At 33.8% G+C, this 17,231-nt stretch carries 16 protein-coding genes; 9 read left to right on the top strand and 7 right to left on the bottom strand.

Going from position 1 to position 17,231, the window contains the following annotated elements:
* Nucleotides 1-46 precede the first annotated feature (46 nt).
* From F6P99_RS05585 to F6P99_RS05600, 4 genes are read left to right on the top strand one after another with little or no spacing between them, the layout of a single operon-like run.
* Entirely contained in the window at nt 47-2,245 is a 2,199-nt protein-coding gene (locus F6P99_RS05585; RefSeq protein WP_193316008.1) for an ATP-dependent DNA helicase RecQ, read from the top strand.
* 22 nt (nt 2,246-2,267) lie between these two features.
* The gene (ppk2, locus tag F6P99_RS05590) at nt 2,268-3,125 is read left to right on the top strand and encodes a polyphosphate kinase 2 (protein WP_152286476.1); all 858 of its coding nucleotides are present in this window, start codon (nt 2,268-2,270) and stop codon (nt 3,123-3,125) included.
* Nucleotides 3,126-3,155: 30 nt separating this feature from the next.
* On the top strand, nt 3,156-3,944 hold the full coding sequence (ppk2, locus tag F6P99_RS05595) for a polyphosphate kinase 2 (RefSeq protein WP_152286477.1): 789 nt from the start codon (nt 3,156-3,158) through the stop codon (nt 3,942-3,944).
* A 9-nt stretch (nt 3,945-3,953) separates the two neighbouring features.
* Nucleotides 3,954-4,505, top strand: coding sequence for a Smr/MutS family protein (locus F6P99_RS05600; protein WP_152286478.1), 552 nt, complete (start codon nt 3,954-3,956; stop codon nt 4,503-4,505).
* A 7-nt stretch (nt 4,506-4,512) separates the two neighbouring features.
* Here the strand turns inward: F6P99_RS05600 and F6P99_RS05605 are convergent, their stop codons facing one another.
* Nucleotides 4,513-5,409, bottom strand: a complete 897-nt coding sequence (locus tag F6P99_RS05605) for a hypothetical protein (protein WP_152286479.1) — start codon at nt 5,407-5,409, stop codon at nt 4,513-4,515.
* A 131-nt stretch (nt 5,410-5,540) separates the two neighbouring features.
* Between F6P99_RS05605 and F6P99_RS05610 the strand changes: the two genes are divergently transcribed.
* Nucleotides 5,541-6,683 carry a cysteine desulfurase family protein gene (locus F6P99_RS05610; RefSeq protein WP_152286480.1) on the top strand — a complete coding sequence of 381 codons (1,143 nt, stop codon included), beginning with the start codon at nt 5,541-5,543 and terminating at the stop codon, nt 6,681-6,683.
* Here F6P99_RS05610 and F6P99_RS05615 read toward each other — a convergent pair.
* The 5 genes from F6P99_RS05615 to F6P99_RS05635 all read right to left on the bottom strand — a co-directional run bounded on the left by F6P99_RS05615 (nt 6,680) and on the right by F6P99_RS05635 (nt 10,485).
* The gene (locus F6P99_RS05615; RefSeq protein ID WP_152286481.1) at nt 6,680-6,901 is read right to left on the bottom strand and encodes a hypothetical protein; all 222 of its coding nucleotides are present in this window, start codon (nt 6,899-6,901) and stop codon (nt 6,680-6,682) included. The genes F6P99_RS05610 and F6P99_RS05615 overlap by 4 nt on opposite strands.
* A 162-nt stretch (nt 6,902-7,063) precedes the next feature.
* Complete coding sequence (locus tag F6P99_RS05620) at nt 7,064-8,062, bottom strand: M28 family metallopeptidase (RefSeq protein WP_152286482.1); 999 nt, start codon at nt 8,060-8,062, stop codon at nt 7,064-7,066.
* 17 nt (nt 8,063-8,079) lie between these two features.
* A complete protein-coding gene (locus F6P99_RS05625) occupies nt 8,080-8,874 on the bottom strand; it encodes an ABC transporter ATP-binding protein (RefSeq protein WP_152286483.1) in 795 nt (264 codons plus the stop codon).
* Between the two features lies 1 nt (nt 8,875).
* On the bottom strand, nt 8,876-9,907 hold the full coding sequence (locus F6P99_RS05630) for a FecCD family ABC transporter permease (protein ID WP_152286484.1): 1,032 nt from the start codon (nt 9,905-9,907) through the stop codon (nt 8,876-8,878).
* 5 nt (nt 9,908-9,912) lie between these two features.
* Entirely contained in the window at nt 9,913-10,485 is a 573-nt protein-coding gene (locus tag F6P99_RS05635; protein WP_152286485.1) for a non-canonical purine NTP diphosphatase, read from the bottom strand.
* Between the two features lie 136 nt (nt 10,486-10,621).
* On the opposite strand from F6P99_RS05635, the gene F6P99_RS05640 reads away from it, so the two are divergent.
* From F6P99_RS05640 to F6P99_RS05655, 4 genes are all read left to right on the top strand, one after another.
* Nucleotides 10,622-11,461, top strand: a complete 840-nt coding sequence (locus tag F6P99_RS05640; protein WP_226913026.1) for a YHYH protein — start codon at nt 10,622-10,624, stop codon at nt 11,459-11,461.
* Nucleotides 11,461-12,006 (top strand): toxin-antitoxin system YwqK family antitoxin, encoded by a 546-nt coding sequence (locus F6P99_RS05645; RefSeq protein ID WP_152286486.1) that lies wholly within the window; start codon nt 11,461-11,463, stop codon nt 12,004-12,006. Before F6P99_RS05640 ends, F6P99_RS05645 begins: the two co-directional genes overlap by 1 nt.
* Before the next feature lie 3 nt (nt 12,007-12,009).
* On the top strand, nt 12,010-12,681 hold the full coding sequence (locus F6P99_RS05650; protein WP_226913027.1) for an SCO family protein: 672 nt from the start codon (nt 12,010-12,012) through the stop codon (nt 12,679-12,681).
* Nucleotides 12,682-12,749: 68 nt separating this feature from the next.
* A complete protein-coding gene (locus F6P99_RS05655) occupies nt 12,750-14,969 on the top strand; it encodes a DUF748 domain-containing protein (RefSeq protein ID WP_152286487.1) in 2,220 nt (739 codons plus the stop codon).
* Between the two features lie 46 nt (nt 14,970-15,015).
* On the opposite strand, the gene F6P99_RS05660 is transcribed toward F6P99_RS05655, so the two are convergent.
* A complete protein-coding gene (locus F6P99_RS05660; protein ID WP_152286488.1) occupies nt 15,016-17,223 on the bottom strand; it encodes a glycoside hydrolase family 3 C-terminal domain-containing protein in 2,208 nt (735 codons plus the stop codon).
* Between the last annotated feature and the right edge of the window lie 8 nt (nt 17,224-17,231).

Here is a 17,231-nt window from a genome sequence, read left to right on the forward strand (position 1 = left end):
GATACCTTTATTTGCAAATGTATCTAAAAATAGATTAAGATAGGTAATGAATAGAGAGGAAATTGATTTACATGGACCGTTAAAAAAGTTTTTTGGTTTTTCGAAATTTAAAGGCTTACAGGAAGATGTTATTCGAAGTATTGTTGCAGGTGAAAATACCTTTGCAATTATGCCAACTGGAGGAGGAAAGTCGTTATGTTACCAGTTACCGGCATTGATGAAAGAAGGAACGGCAATTGTGGTTTCGCCACTTATTGCATTAATGAAAAATCAAGTGGATGCCATCAGAGGAATATCTGAGAATGATGGAATTGCTCATGTCTTAAATTCTTCATTGAACAAATCTGAAATCGCGAATGTGAAAAAAGATATAAGTTCAGGTGTTACAAAGCTATTATATGTTGCTCCTGAATCTTTGATAAAAGAAGAGTATGTAGCATTTTTACAATCACAAAAAATATCTTTTGTAGCCATTGATGAAGCACATTGTATCTCAGAATGGGGACACGATTTTAGACCAGAATACAGAAACTTACGTAACATTATCAAAAACATTGATAATGTACCAGTGATTGGTTTGACTGCTACGGCAACTGAAAAAGTTCAGGAGGATATTTTGAAAACTTTGGGCATCACCAATGCAAACAGATTTAAAGCATCTTTTAATAGACCGAATTTGTTTTATGATGTACGACCGAAAACAAAGGATATCTATAGTGATATGATTCGTTTTGTGCGTGGTTATGAGGGCAAGTCGGGAGTTATTTATTGTTTGAGCAGGAAAAAGGTTGAAGAGGTAGCGCAAATATTACAGGTGAATGGTATCAAAGCAATGCCATACCACGCTGGTTTAGATGCTAAAACTCGTGCAAAACATCAAGATATGTTTTTGATGGAAGATGTCGATGTGATTGTTGCAACCATTGCGTTTGGAATGGGTATAGACAAGCCTGATGTGCGTTTTGTAATTCACCATGATATCCCGAAAAGTTTAGAGAGTTATTACCAAGAAACAGGTCGTGCCGGAAGAGATGATGGTGAAGGGTATTGTTTGGCTTATTATTCTTACAAAGACATTGAAAAGTTAGAAAAATTTATGTCGAGCAAGCCAATTGCAGAACAAGAAATTGGTCATGCTTTGTTGCAAGAAGTAGTTGGGTATGCTGAGACTTCGATGAGTCGAAGAAAATATTTACTGCACTATTTTGGTGAAGAGTTTGATGAAATCAATGGACTTGGAGCTGATATGGATGATAATACAAGAACTCCTAAGCCAAAAGTTGAGGCAGGCGAAGAGGTGAAAATATTACTTTCAGTTGTAAGAGATTCAAAAGAAAAATATAAAGCAAAAGATATCGTTGCCACCTTGAGAGGAAAGGAAAATGCGATGCTCAATTCGCATAAGACTCCTGAAAGGCCTTTTTTCGGAATTGGTAAAAAACACAAGTCAGACTACTGGATGGCGTTAATTCGTCAAACATTGGTAGTGAATTTATTGCGAAAAGAAATAGAGCAGTATGGTGTTTTAAAAATGACGGATAGTGGACATGAGTTTATTGCCAATCCAAAGTCCTTTATGATGACAGCTGATCATACATACGGGCATACTGAAAATGTTGGGCAAGGTGTTATCAATTCAAAAGCTACCGGTGTAAGTGATCAAAAATTGATGGCGATACTAAAAGATTTGCGAAAGAAGGTCGCTAAAAAGATGGGAATTCCACCTTTTGCGATTTTTCAAGATCCGTCGTTAGAAGCTATGGCACTGCGCTATCCAATATCTTTAGACGAATTGTCGAATGTACATGGTATTGGTGATGGTAAAGCAAAGAAATTCGGGAAAGCATTTGTCGAACTTATTGAAGCTTATGTAAAAGAAAATGATATTACCAGACCTGATGATTTGATCGTGAAAGGTACGGGGGTAAAATCGGGCCTTAAACTTTACATCATTCAAAATACAGATAGAAAATTGTCTTTAGATGACATCGCAACGGCTAAAGGGCTAGAAATGGATGAGTTGATCAAAGAGATAGAAACCATTGTTTATTCGGGTACAAAATTAGATATCAGTTATTGTATCGATGATATTTTGGATGAAGATCAGCAAGAAGAAATCATGGAATATTTTATGGAAGCAGAATCTGATGATATTCAAGAGGCCATGGATGAATTTGATGGTGATTATGAAGAAGAAGATTTACGCTTGATGCGAATTAAGTTTTTAAGCGAGGTAGCAAATTAAATTGCTCTTAAGAGAAAAAAATATGCAAAAAAAAGAAGGATTAACCTTAGAAGAAATAGAAAAACTAAATTCAAAAGATGAATTAAAGGAATTATTGGCTTCAAAAGAAGGAAAATATAAAGTGATTCTGAATACGATTCAATATGAAGAGGAGTTAAAAAAACTTCAAATAGAATTGGTGAAATTTCAACAATGGGTTGCGAAAAACAACAAACGTGTTGCTGTAATTTTTGAAGGAAGAGATGCTGCAGGTAAAGGAGGAGCTATTAGAAGATTTATGGAACATTTAAGTCCAAGAACTTCGCGTTTGGTAGCTTTGAACAAACCTACAGATAAAGAAAGAGGACAGTGGTATTTTATGCGATATATTCGTGAGCTACCAAACCCTGGAGAGATTGTATTTTTCGATAGAAGTTGGTATAATAGAGCGGTGGTAGAACCTGTAATGGGGTTCTGTAATGACGATCAATACAATGAATTTATGTCTCAAGTTCCAGAATTTGAGCATATGTTGTATGAAGATGGTTTGATTATCATTAAGTTTTGGTTGTCAATTTCTAAAGATGAACAAGAGAAACGTTTCAATTCAAGAATGAAAAATCCATTGAAACGATGGAAATTCAGTCCGGTAGACCAGAAGGGGCAACAATTATGGGACAGGTATACGCATTTTAAAGAACAGATGTATAGTAAAACCCACACTAGTTATAGCCCTTGGGTGATTGTAAAGACAAATAATAAAGAAGTTGCTCGATTAGAGTGTATTCGTTATGTGTTGTCTAAATTCGAATATGAGGGGAAAGATTTTTCACAGACAAGTTTGTTTCCTGACCCCAATGTGATTATGCATTATTTTAGATCATCACATCAAATAGATTAACAGGTATAGTCTCAAAAATAAATTGTTAGAATGAATCAAAATTCAGAAGGAAAATCTGTTATAGATAAATTAAATACCAAAATCGGTATTAAAGGATTGTTTGCGAAAGATGCAATTAGCATAGAACGTGCTTTGCGTATTCATGATTATGAAAAAAAGTTAAAAAAACTTCAAGTTCAATTGATCAAAATGCAAGCTTCGGTAATTGAAAAAAATGAGCGTGTTATCGTTATTTTTGAAGGTAGAGATGCTGCAGGAAAAGGAGGGGCGATTCGTCGTATCACCGAAAGAATTAATCCACGTCATTTTAGAATTGTTGCTTTGCGTAAACCATCTGAAGAAGAACGTTCTCAATGGTATTTCCAACGCTATATCAAAAAGTTTCCGAAGGCAGGTGAAATCGTGTTTTTTGATCGAAGTTGGTACAACCGTGCAGTGGTTGAACCTGTTAATGGATTTTGCACGAAAGAAGAGTATGATATTTTTATGAATCAAGTAAATGATTTTGAAAAAATGATTACCCAATCAGGTATTCGTTTGGTTAAAATATATATGTCTATTAATAAAAAAGAGCAAGCGAAGAGGTTTGAAGATATCAAAAAGAATCCTCTTAAGCAATGGAAGATGACTTCGGTCGACGAGTCTGCTCAAGAATTATGGGATGAATATACCGTTTACAAAGCGAAAATGTTTGAGAATACTTCTGAAGGTGCTGTACCATGGAAAATTATCAAAGCGAATAGAAAAACTTCGGCAAGAATAGCCTCTATAGAATATTTATTATCGCAAATTCCCTACGATAAATCACGAGAGGTATAAGAGATTTTCATGAGTTTTAAGAAAGGAGATAAAGTAGCCGTATTGGATGCTGCTATAAAAGGCGTTGTCATAAATGCTTCAACCAAACAAATTGTAATTGAAGACGAAGATGGCTTTGAGTTAAGTTTTCGTCCGGATCAATTGGTTAAAATTTTAAGAGATCAGAATGAGTTGAGTAAGTTTTCTGATATCAACAATCCCTTGTTAAAAGCAAAGATTCAAGACACTTCAAGAAAGAAAAAAACTGTAATTAAAAGTAAAAAAGAAGGTACGATTCCTCCTATGGAAGTAGATCTGCATATACAGCACCTGGTAAAATCAACAGCAGGTATGCAGAACTTTGATATGTTGACTGTTCAGTTAGACACAGCAAAAATGAAAATTGAGTTTGCCCAACGCAAAAGAATACCTCGAATTATTTTTATTCATGGAGTTGGAGAAGGGGTTTTGAAAGACGAACTGTATCGTTTGTTGAAAAGATATCCTGTAAAAATATCAGATGCATCTTATCAAAAATATGGAATGGGAGCTACCGAAGTTTATTTTTTACAAAACAGGTAGTTTGTGTTTATTCTGTAGGGAGTTCACTTGTAGTAAATGAACCTGTTTTCGTACCATAGGTATATCCATCGGGATAGGTAATAGTATTTCCAGATTCACTAGATAAAATAAGTGATTCAAAGAAGAAAAACATTGAATAGCTTTGCGTGTAATTGTTAGTAACCGGAGAAGCTGCTTCTATACTATCTGTATCGTTTACATCTAAATAAGCAGGGATTCCATTATTATTTGCATCCCCTCCAGTCTCAGATTCATTGATAGATAATACATTATCATTATCATCATCGGTATCTAAATAATTTAGAGTACCATCACCATCTGTATCAATTAAAGTAGGGTCACCTGTATTCGAAATAGGTAAGGTGGTAATATCAATATCTTCATTGATGGTCAATTTGTTGTCTCCATCGTCATCAATATCAATATAATCTGGGTATCCATCTTTGTCGGTATCAAGCCATGTACCAGTATCTGGGTCAATTACTTTTTCGATTTCTGAGGGTACACCATCGTTATCATCTAAGGCAATCGTATTGGTAATAAGTAATGTACCTTCTCCAGTCCAACTTTCAGATACTACCGGTGTAGTAGGTGGGATGTCTTGGCAAAAATAGTCATTGCCCAAAGCATCATTGAAAATTCGATACGACATGGAATTGACACCTGATTCAGAAATTTGAAAAGGCTGCTCATCAAAAGGAACCTTGAAGAAAATGTCGTCGGTATTGTCTACATCCAATTGAATCATCAAAGATTCTGTCGCGCTACTTGTAGTTTTATAGAATACTAAATTCCCACAATTGTTAATCGTTAAACCATCAAAATCAAATGAAGGAACGTTAAACTCACCATCATCACAGGCTAAGAAAAATGTAAGGAATAATAGAAAACTAAGTTTTTTCATTGTCTATAAAATATGTAACAAATGTAGTGGTTTTAAAGAGAATGAAAAAAGTGTTTTTTGTTAATTTTAATTAGTATATTTTTGTGTGATACAGAGTAGATTTATCATTAATTATTTTCAAGATTCGACGTATGAAAAAGGTTTATTTAGACAATGCAGCTACAACTCCAGTTTTTGATGAGGTGGTAGATGTTATGATGGAATCTATGAAAGAAAATTTTGGAAACCCGTCTTCTACACATCAATTCGGTAGAAGCGCTAAATCTCTGATAGAGAACTCGAGAAAAAATATTGCCAAACACCTCAATGTGAGTTCAAGCGAATTGATTTTTACATCTGGAGGTACAGAAGCGAACAATTTAATTTTGCGGAATGCGATTTTGAATTTAGGTGTAACTAAGATTGTTACTTCGTATTTAGAGCATCATGCAGTCTTAAAAACCGTCAAATTATTACAACAAGAATTCTCTATTGAAGTTGTGTATGTAGATTTTGATACTAATGGAACTATTGATATTGTTGACCTTAGAAAGAAACTTGAAGGAGATCAAAAAACACTTGTAAGCTTGATGTTTGTAAACAATGAAATAGGAACAATATTAGATGTGAAAAAAGTGGCGGGTATCTGTTCAGAATACAAAGCGCTATTTCATTCTGATGCGGTTCAAGCCGTTGGACATTTTGATATTGATTTACAAGAGTTAGGAGTTGATTTTATATCTGCAGGAGCACATAAGTTTCATGGTCCAAAAGGAGTAGGATTAGCCTATTTTAAAAAAGGTTTTGGTGTACAACCGATGTTAATTGGAGGTGAGCAAGAAAAAGGAGCTAGAGCAGGTACTGAACCTGTTCACTCTATATTAGGTATGGACAAAGCACTTGAGATGAGCCTTTCAAACTTAAGCTCAGATATTAGAAATATTGCCATTCTGAAAAAGTATTGCGTAGCATTGATTCAAAAAGAATTGCCAAATGTAGTTTTTAATGCAAACTCTCAGAATATTGAAAATAATACCGTTACGGTATTGAATATGAGACTGCCATACGATTTGCCTTTTGTTATGTTTACCTTAGATTTAAAAGGTGTTGCTATATCTGGTGGTAGTGCTTGTCAAAGTGGTAGTAGTACCGGCTCACATGTATTAGAGAAATTGCTAACTGTTGATGAAGCCATGAAAACTTCTATGCGAATCTCATTTAGTAAATTTAATACGAAAGAAGAGATTGCCTATTTTGTAGAAGTATTAAAAGAAGAGTTGTTAAAGAAGAATTAAGGGGTTAATCTTCCTTTCAGTCTTTTTTCAAATTTTTGTTTGATTACAGTAATTCTTTTCATGATATCCATGATTTTAGGATCTTTATTTTCTTTATAGATCTCATTCAATCCTAATACCAATTCTTTGGCAGTATGCGAAGCTTTGATACGTTCGTCTCTAGATTTGAACGTTGATTCATTGGCTTCAAACTCTAAAGCTCTGTCAATTATTTCCATAGTTATTTATAGATATTATTTCTTTATTTGGGCAATATAATAAATAAGTTTGATTTTAAAACTTTTGTAAAGAAAAAAATATTTTTTTGTTTTTTTTACATATTTCTTAATATCTAAAAAATATTGGTCAATTTTTTGCTTTTTTTATTAAGATGAAGGTTTTTAGTCTACTTTAATTCGTTCTTCTCTATTGACTAACTCCCAGGCTGTATAAAATACCAATTGTGTTCGTTTGTGTAATAATTCGTAATTAATTTTTTCAGGTGTGTCGGTTGCTTTGTGATAATCTTCATGCACGCCGTTGAAATAAAATATAATAGGAATGTTGTTTTTTGCAAAGTTATAATGGTCTGATCGATAATAAAATCGATTCGGGTCGTTTTCGTCGTTGTAAGTATAATCTAGTTGTAAATTCGTGTATTTGGTATTGACTTCTTCAGATAAGAAATGCAGTTCTTTACTCAATTTGTCAGAGCCAATTAAATAAATGTAATTTTCATTGTTTTCATGTGCTGAATCAATACGACCAATCATGTCTATATTTAAATCTGCGATATGATTTTCTATTGGGAAAATAGGATTTTCAACATACCATTTAGATCCATATAAACCTTTTTCTTCAGCAGTAAGGTGTAAGAACAAAATACTTCTTTTTAGTGGAGTTCCATTTTTTTTCGCTTGTTGAAACGCCTCTGCGATTTCTAATAAAGCAACCGTTCCTGATGCGTCATCGTCTGCTCCGTTAAAGATATCTACACCATTTGTTCCTATATGATCGTAATGCGCAGAAAGTACTACTATTTCGTTTGGGTATTCAGAACCTTCAATATATGCAACAACATTTTCGGTTTCTTTTACACCTCCTGGTAAAAATGATTTCGGAATTTTTTGAAAATAGTTATCATCGGCTAAAGGACTTTGAATACCTAATTTTTGATATTCACTTTTTAAAAATTCAGCAGCTTTTTTTTGTCCAGGCTCACCAGTTTCGCGACCTTCAAAAGCATCTGAAGCAAAATAATACAAATCTTTTTTTAGTTCTTCAACAGTTATAGTGTTTGCAAAAACAGTGTCTGTATCTTCAACTTTTATTTTTTTGGTACTCGTACAGGCTGTAAATAACGATGTAGCTATAAGTATTGGAATAATTATATTTTTCATATTGAAATATAATAAAATTATTTTTTGAGAATAAATTGTTTCGAATCAGTATTGAAACGTACTTGATCTTCAGGAAATAAATTTTGTAAATCTTGATTTTCTATCAATGTGTCTATGGTGCCAGTCACAAATTTATTTGGAGTCATCAACCACAATTCATCTGCAAGTTGCAGCGCTAAATTTACTTCGTGTGTTGAAATAATGATTGTTTTTTGCGTTTCAAGAACTAAACGCTGTAGTATTTTAAAAACTTCAATTTTATGATGTAAATCAAGGTGGGCAGTGGGTTCGTCTAAAATAATGATATCCGTATCTTGAGCCAATGCTCTTGCAATCATTACTTTTTGAAGCTGGCCGTCACTCAATTCGTAGTTTTTTCTGTCTCCTAAATCAGAAATGTTAACCAATTTTAAGGCTTGTTCTATCTTTATCAAATCTTCTTTGGACAATCTTCCTAACCAATTGGTATAGGGCTGTCGACCTAAGGCAACGAGTTCGTAGACCGATAATTGACTTTCAGGTATTTTTTCAGTCAATACGAGACTCATAGATCTTGAGAGCGAAACGTTGTCTATGTCATATAGTTTTTTGTTATTGATCCGGATTTCTCCCTCAAGTTTGTATTGGGTTTTAGATAAGGTTCTTAACAGGGTTGATTTACCAATACCATTTTTACCCAATAGCGTTACTAGTTTTCCTTTTTCTAGAGCGATATTTAAATTTTTTGCAACAAAATGAGTACCTTTTTTATTGCAATAACCAATAGCCAAATCTTCGGTTTTTAGTATGATATGTCGATGTTCATTTTTCAAATTACATTGTCAATTTTTGTTTTCGAATCAGCAACCAAATTACAATTGGAGCACCAAATAATGAAGTAATTGCATTAATCGGCAGTGTGTATTCACTATTGGGTACCTGTGCAATCGTATCACAAATAAGCATTAAGATTGCTCCAGTAAGTGCGACAGTCGGAATCAATATTTTGTGATCCGATGTGTCGAATAATAATTTTGTCAAATGCGGTACAGCCAAACCAATAAAAGCAATAGGTCCAGAAAACGCTGTGATAACACCTGTCATTAAACTCGTTACGATTAGTACTAAATTTCTTGTTTTTTTTAAATTGATGCCCATACTTATGGCATAGTTTTCACCAAGTAATAAACCGTTTAGAGGTTTGATACTGCCTAGAAGTAATAGGATGCTAATAGAAATTATCGAAGCAAAAATTATGAGTTCGTTCCAAGTAAGATTTCCTAAGCTTCCAAAACTCCAAAATATAAATTGCTGTAGGAGTTCTGCACTACTGAAGTAACTTAAAACGTTAATAATTGCAGCACTGATACTACCAAACATGAGTCCGATTATGAGTATTGACATAGTGTTTCTAATCTTTTTTATGGCAATTAATACTACTGATAAAACCATAAATGATCCCAAACTAGCTGCGACAGTAACACTCCAATTAGAAAGTAAAAAGCCCCCTAAATAGGTTCCTAAAAAACCAGATCCTAAAATTAAGATAGCCACACCTAAGCTTGCACCAGAACTTATTCCTAAAACAAACGGACCTGCTAATGGGTTTCTAAATAACGTTTGCATGAGCAATCCACTAATTCCAAGTCCTGATCCGACTAATATTGCGGTAATCGATTTAGGAATTCTATAGTTGAGAATGATATATTTCCAGTTTTCGTTTTCTGCTGTGGTCCCTGTTATTATATTAATAATTTCTTTGAAAGGAATGCTTACAGACCCCAAGTTGATATTTATCAACCAAGTTGCAAGCAGTAAAAATAGTAAGACCGCAGCTGAATACTTGTATGTTTTTTTTGTAGCCAAGAGAGTTAGAGCGTATTTAAAAAGGCGATAAGTTTCGCAACAGCCAAGCCTCGATGACTAATTTTACCTTTTTCATGCATACTCATTTCTGCAAAAGATGTAGTATAACCCTTAGGTTTAAAAATAGGGTCGTAACCAAAGCCTTTTGAACCCGATTTCTCTTTGAGTATTTCTCCTTCACAAACACCTTCAAATTGAAATTGCTTACCATCTAAATTTAATGCTATTACCGTTCTAAAACGCGCACTTCTATTTTCTTGACCTCGCAAAGCATTGAGCAACTTGTCCATATTCTTTTCCGCATCACCATCTTCACCAGCATATCTTGCTGAATAAACGCCAGGTGACCCATTTAACGCATCCACTTCTAAACCTGTATCATCTGCAAAACAATTAAGTTTGTATTTTTCGGTTACATAATTTGCTTTGATTGCAGCATTACCTTCAAGTGTTGTTGCTGTTTCAGCGATTTCTTCAAAACAAGCGATTTCCTCTAAAGTGACCAACTCAATATTAGGTAGTAATGCAGCTACTTCTTTAGCTTTATTTATGTTATGTGTGGCAAAAACAATTTTCATACAAGATATTTCTAAATTTGAAACAAATATACTTTTGATTTGCGAGAATATGGTCAATCAAATAAAATTTGTTAATCGGGTAGGGTAATTCAAAACAAACTTGTTTTAAAAATAAGAACCCTAAAAATATTACCAAATGAAAGCTATTTCTAAACCATCGAGTATTGTATCTATGTTATTTTTGTTTTTAATATTGTTGAGTTGCAATGCAACTTCGCAAGTAGAAATTGAAGATGAAACTCCAACAGAAGAGTTAGAAGATACAGTTGAAGAAACTGAAGAAGAAACTTCTGAAGAACCAGAAAATACCAATTATGATATTTCTTCTATATTATCAATATTTGATAATGTTGAAGCCATTAGTTATACGGTAACGAGTACTTCAGTGATTATAAATACTACGAATTTACCGAACCATAAATCACCTTATTACGAAGGTACAGATTGGGAAACAGAAATGTATACAGATTATTCAGGTACAAATTCTAATTTTCGATTGAACCCAAATAGAATTGGAGAGCAACAAATATCGATTACGATTCCGTTGTACCCTGAAGAGGCTGATAACAAAGAAGCGACTCCAATGGGACCTATGGGGATTTCTAGAAATGGAGTGGTGTTTTTCAATCAATATGCAGCCGGTTTTTCAGCCTTAGATAATGAAATAGATTCGTTCGACCAATATTTAGGTCACCCAGCTGGAACGGGTGCATACCATTATCATATAGAGCCTGTGTATCTTACAGAAACTTTTGGTGAAGATGCGCTGTTAGGGTTATTAGCGGATGGATTTCCTGTATACGGACCACTAGAAAATGATGCAATTATCTCTACAGATGATTTAGATGATTATCATGGACATTATGGTGCTACAAAGGAATTTCCAAACGGAATTTATCACTATCATGTTACTGCAACGGCTCCTTATATTAATGGAGATGGTTTTTATGGAACTCCAGGAAATATCTCTCGATAATGAAACATTTCCATTACATATTATTTTTATGTTTACTCGCAGTGTCGTGTACCAAGAATAATGTAGTAATTGATGAAAATGATGTTGGTTTATCTCAGGAGCAAGGAATTTTGTTCTTTGAAGGTAGTCCGTTTTCAGGAACTATAGAAGCTCGATTTTCTGACCATCACCTAAAGAGTCAAACTCATTACCGCTATGGAAAATTACATGGTGTTCAAAAAAAATGGTATGCAAACCGACAATTGTTCTCTGAAAGGAATTTCCAAAATGGAATAAAAGTAGGAGTGCACGTTGGTTGGTGGGCAAATAGCAACAAAAAGTATGAATTTGAGTTTAATGATAATGGTGAGCATCATGGAATCGCAAATGAATGGTTTGAAAACGGTCAAGTTTTTAAACAATTTAATTATCAATTTGGTAGAGAAGAAGGTAGCCAGAAAATGTACAAGCCAAATGGTAATTTAAGAGCCAATTATGTTGTCGTTAATGGAGAGAGATTTGGGCTTATTGGATTAAAAAGATGTGATGCAGTATCAACAATGTAATAAATGATGAAACAAATTATAAACATATTTCTGTTGCTTTTGATTGTTGGGTGCGCTAATGACAACAAAAAACGTAAAATAGCAGAACAAACTACTAAGGTCGTAACGTTGCCTTTTTTCAATTCGGCTGAGTTTACACCTGAATGGATTCAAAAAGGAACAAAAGCATATAAAGAAATACATCAAATACCTGACTTTTCATTTTTTAATCAGAATGGAGAATTGGTTACAAAGAATGATTATTTGGGTAAAATTTATGTGGCAAATTTTTTCTTTACGAGTTGTACAGGTATCTGCAGAGATTTGAGTTTAAACATGCGTTTAATTCAAGAGAAATTTAAAGGAGATGATGAAGTAAAATTATTATCACATTCTGTAACACCAGAAATCGACTCTGTTCCTGTGTTAAAAAAGTACGCAACTGATTATAAAATTAATTCAGAACAATGGAATTTGGTTACTGGAGATAAAGAGGTCATTTATGAATTGGCACGAACGGCTTATTTCTCAGATGAAGACTTTGTGAAAACCGAAAAGCCAAGTGAATTTATTCATACAGAAAACCTTTTATTGGTAGATAAAAAAGGAAGAATAAGAGGGGTTTATAACGGTACGATAAAATTAGCAACGAAACGTTTAATGAAGCACATTGAGTTGTTGAAGAATGAAGAGTAATTTTGTATATTTACCTTCCTAAACTTTAGGAAAAAATAAAAGATTCTCGATAATTCAATCTACCTAACTTGAAGAAAAAAAAATTAAAAATTGTTTTAGGCGTTGTTGTAGTTTTTATAACGCTAATTTTGTGGTTGTTACCTGTAGTTTCGAAAAGCTTACTAGAGAAAAATGGTAAAGAATGGATTGGACGAAAAGTTTCGGTTGAAGATATCGACATCAATCTTTTTACCGGTACAGTGAAGGCTTTTAATTTTGATTTATACGAATCAGACGATAGTACCAGTTTTGTGTCTTTTGATACCCTTGTTTTAAACACAAGACCTTTTCATTATTTTACTTCAAAAATAACGTTACAACAATTTTACGTTAAAAATTTAGAAACGAAGGTTATCAAAGAAAATGATTCGTCATTTAATTTTGATAGCCTGATTGCTTTTTATAATACTCCAGTTGATTCTTCGGAGGTAGAAGAAGTAGAAATAGACACAACGGAGGTTTTGAAATTTAGCCTGTCTAATATTGAATTTGTGAATGCGCAAATATCTTTTAATGACAAAGTGATTGAAGAAGAATTTGTTTTTGATGAATTAGATCTTCTGATTCCGAATATTGAATGGAATCAAAAAGATGCAAGTAATGCTGATTTAGAGTTCAATTTTAGAGACGGAGGACGTTTTTATTCTTCCACTAACTTTGATCCTATAAAAGGTGATTTCAACGCAAATATAGGTTTGGTAGATTTAGATTTATCGGCTTATACTAAATACCTGCAAGATTTTTTATTGTTAGATTCTGCAAATGGCTTGCTTACAACCAATCTTAATTTTAATGGGAATTCTAACTATTTAGATACTTTAGCGATTGATGGTTTTGTAAAGCTTAACGAGTTTCAGATGAACGATACGTTGAAGAAACCAATTTTAAAGGCAGAAGAGATTAGTTGTGTCTTTGGGAAACTAGAACCTTTAAAGAATTCTTACCTAATTGATTCTGTGCAGTTAACTAAGCCATATGTTCGTTTCGATATGTATCAAACTACTACAAATTTTGATGCATTTTTTAGACTTAATGAACCGGTAGATTCTGTAGCAGTAGCTGAAGTTGAGCTTGATAGTTCAGAAGGTGTTGCAAATGATAGCGTACCTGAGTTGTATTATAAATTAAATTCATTTAGGATTGTTGATGGTAAATTGCAGTTCAATGATATCACGACCTCACAACCATTTCAGTACAATTTAACGAGTATTGAAGTAGATTTAGATTCTATGGATAGCAAAACGGAATGGGTGGATATGCAAGCACAAATGTTGCTTAATAAGAGAGGGGTTATGAAAGTTGATGTGAGCTTCAATCCGTTGGATCCAATGGAATTAGAGTTGAAATATGTGATTTCTGGCTTTAAATTAAACGACTTGAATATTTATTCGATGGATTATATGGGGGTTCCTGTTTTAGAAGGAGATATGTATTACAAAACAAATACCAAGATCCATAATGGAGAATTAGATAGTCAAAATAAGTTGATTGTACATAATGCAACCTTAGGTGATAAAAGGGGAGGACTCTATAATTTACCGCTAAAATTTGCATTGTTTTTATTAAAAGATAAAGATGGAGTTGTAAACTTAGATGTTCCGGTTGATGGAGATTTAAATGATCCGAATGTAAGTATCAATAAGATTGTTTGGTATTCATTTAAAAATTTATTGGTAAAAACGGTAGCATCGCCTGTGAAATTTCTAGGAGGTTTGGTAGGAGGTGATCCTAAAGATTTAGAAACTTTTGAATTTTCTTATCTAGATACCGCTTTGAGTGATGCTCATTTAAAACAATTGGATAAGTTACAAGAGCTTGAAAAAAAGAAAGAAGGATTGTTGATAGATATGTTGTATTTGAATGATATTGAAATTGAAAAAAGACATATCGCTGTGCAGCAAATTGGAAATGATTTTAATAAAAAGTACAAAAAGAAAAATTATTTAGATGACGAGAAAGAATTTAAATTGTACTTACTTGAAAAAACTCAAAAGGATGCATCTGATGCCACTATAGAAAAAATGTTAGACTCTTCATTTGTTGAAGGAGCTTGTGTATCACTAACGAGCCCAGTATTAATCGATTCATTGGCTCATGTTTATGAAACAAAAAGAATTGAGGGAATACGAAAACAGTTATTAGAGAGTGAGACGAAAAATCATATCAAGGTTAGAAAAGCGAAACCTGATGATCCCGAAAATATTGCGAGTAAACCTATTTTTAAAATAGTATATTCAATAGAAGAATGAAATATAAAAAGCCAATGTCAGTCATTGGCTTTTTATTTTTTTGCTATTATTTAAGTTGAATCTCTTTTGAGATGGGCTTCGATGCACCTAATTTGATACTTAATTCGGAAGGGGAAGAATTTCCAACAGTAATTGTATAAAGCCCCTTTCTCCATACTTTTTTACCTTTTTCATTCACTACTTTTAAATCATCAGGTTTTAAAGTAAAAGAAATATTTTTTGATTCTCCTTTGTTGATTGAAATTCTTTCAAAGCTTTTAAGACTTGTCAAGGGTAGGTTTTCTTCATTTTTATTTGGGCTGATGTACAATTGAACTACTTCTTCGATATCGTAATTTCCAGTGTTTTTTATGAGAACGGAAACTTCCAGGTTGTCTTTTTTTCTTAAAACATCTGATGTGAGCTTTAGTTCTGAAAATTCAATCTTAGAATAGGTAAGTCCGAAGCCAAACGGAAACATAGGTTCTTGGGTCATGTATTTATACGTACGTTCTTTCATAGAATAGTCATCAAAAGCAGGTAGTTGAGCTACATTTTTTGGAAAGGTTATCGGTAAATGTCCAGAGGGAGATACGTCTCCGAATAATATATCAGCCACCGCATTACCACCTTGTTCACCTGGATACCACATTTGTAGTATGGCATCACACCCTTCTTCAATGCCTTCTAACGAAACTGCACTACCACTTGCGATAACTAATATCAAAGGTTTGTCCTTTTTCTTTTCGATCATCGTTTTTATGTAGTCAATTTGGTTTTGTGGTAATTTCAAATTTACCCGGTCTCCTTTGCTATTTGAAGCAATGGCGTCGACTTCTTCACCTTCCATATCAGCAGATATACCTGCCACACAGATGGTTGCATCAGACATTCCAACAACAACAGGTGCATAATTCAAAGGATTTAGATTTTTTTGAAAAGGCAATGCCCCGCTTCTGTAATTTAACGAAGTACCCAATGACACGGCATCAGCGATTCCTTCTAGGACAGTTACTAAATTCGGACTAACACCGTAGTAATTACCCATTAATACATCTGAAGAATTTGCAAAAGGTCCGGTTACATAGGGAACTTTAATGTCCTTTGGGAGTGGTAAAATATTATTTTTGTTTTTTAGCAGAACGATTGATTTTTGTGCAGCTTCTCTTGCCAATTGTATGTGCTTTTCTGAGTGTATGTGCTCTGGCCCAATTGCTGTATATGGGTTGTTCGTTGCGTTTTTATCAAACATTCCAAGTCTAAATCGCGTCTTAAAAAGTTGTATCAATCTTTGATCGACTAATTTTTCTTTTATTAATCCTTCTTCAAGTGCTTTTTTAAGGTAGTTGTATGTACCACCGCAATTTAGATTCACTCCCGCCATCAAAGCAATTGCAGCTGCTTCTTCTCTAGTAGAGGCAGTTTTGTGCCCTTTGTAGATGTCATTGATGGCTCCACAATCAGAAACCACGTACCCATCAAAATTCCATGCTTCTCTAAGCGTTTTTTGCAGTAAAAATTTACTTCCTGAAGCAGCATCTCCATAAACAGCGTTGTAAGCACTCATAACACCTTCTACTTTGACTTCTTCTACCAGTGCTTGGAATACAGGTAGGTAAGTCTCATAAAGATCCTGTTGACTTGGGTTTGCATTGAAATGGTGCCGTAATTCTTCGGGTCCAGAGTGTACTGCAAAATGTTTAGCGCAGGCTGCTGTTTTTAAATAAGTAGGGTCTTCACCTTGAAGGCCTTTTACGAATGAAATACCCATTTTAGCCATTAAATAAGGATCTTCTCCATAGGTTTCTTGACCGCGACCCCAACGCGGATCTCTAAAAATATTGATGTTCGGACTCCAAAATGTCAAACCAGCATACCTACTATGATTTCCCATTTTTTGAGAAATTATATATTTTGCTCTTGCTTCAGTAGAGATCGCGGTTCCAACTCGGTTTGCCAGCGATGGGTCAAAAGATGCTCCAATAGCAATTCCTTGTGGGAAAATTGTAGCCTTTCCGTTTCTTGCAACACCATGTGAAGCTTCATTCCACCAATCATAACTAGAGACTTCTAATCTTTCAATGGCTGGTGCAGTATTTAATAATTGACTTAGTTTTTCTTCAAGAGTCATTTGAGAGACTAAAATTTTTGCTCTTTGTTCAATCGAAAGATTCGAGTCTTGAAAAGAGAAATCTATTTTTTGTGCACTTGTTATTTTTGAGAAGAATAATGTTAACATTAAGATTTTTAGTAAGGATATCTTTTGTAATTTCATAGTATAGT

Source organism: Flavicella marina (assembly GCF_009193215.1).
Taxonomy (GTDB): domain Bacteria; phylum Bacteroidota; class Bacteroidia; order Flavobacteriales; family Flavobacteriaceae; genus Flavicella; species Flavicella marina.

Bases quoted from the DNA above. Each gene is read 5' to 3' on its own strand.
- F6P99_RS05585 (WP_193316008.1), top strand. From the start codon at position 47: ATGAATAGAGAGGAAATTGATTTACATGGACCGTTAAAAAAGTTTTTT.
- ppk2 (WP_152286477.1), top strand. From the start codon at position 3,156: ATGAATCAAAATTCAGAAGGAAAATCTGTTATAGATAAATTAAATACC.
- F6P99_RS05610 (WP_152286480.1), top strand. From the start codon at position 5,541: ATGAAAAAGGTTTATTTAGACAATGCAGCTACAACTCCAGTTTTTGAT.
- F6P99_RS05660 (WP_152286488.1), bottom strand. From the start codon at position 17,223: ATGAAATTACAAAAGATATCCTTACTAAAAATCTTAATGTTAACATTA.
- F6P99_RS05650 (WP_226913027.1), top strand. From the start codon at position 12,010: ATGATGAAACAAATTATAAACATATTTCTGTTGCTTTTGATTGTTGGG.
- F6P99_RS05600 (WP_152286478.1), top strand. From the start codon at position 3,954: ATGAGTTTTAAGAAAGGAGATAAAGTAGCCGTATTGGATGCTGCTATA.
- ppk2 (WP_152286476.1), top strand. From the start codon at position 2,268: ATGCAAAAAAAAGAAGGATTAACCTTAGAAGAAATAGAAAAACTAAAT.
- F6P99_RS05640 (WP_226913026.1), top strand. From the start codon at position 10,622: ATGAAAGCTATTTCTAAACCATCGAGTATTGTATCTATGTTATTTTTG.
- F6P99_RS05620 (WP_152286482.1), bottom strand. From the start codon at position 8,062: ATGAAAAATATAATTATTCCAATACTTATAGCTACATCGTTATTTACA.
- F6P99_RS05645 (WP_152286486.1), top strand. From the start codon at position 11,461: ATGAAACATTTCCATTACATATTATTTTTATGTTTACTCGCAGTGTCG.
- F6P99_RS05635 (WP_152286485.1), bottom strand. From the start codon at position 10,485: ATGAAAATTGTTTTTGCCACACATAACATAAATAAAGCTAAAGAAGTA.
- F6P99_RS05605 (WP_152286479.1), bottom strand. From the start codon at position 5,409: ATGAAAAAACTTAGTTTTCTATTATTCCTTACATTTTTCTTAGCCTGT.
- F6P99_RS05615 (WP_152286481.1), bottom strand. From the start codon at position 6,901: ATGGAAATAATTGACAGAGCTTTAGAGTTTGAAGCCAATGAATCAACG.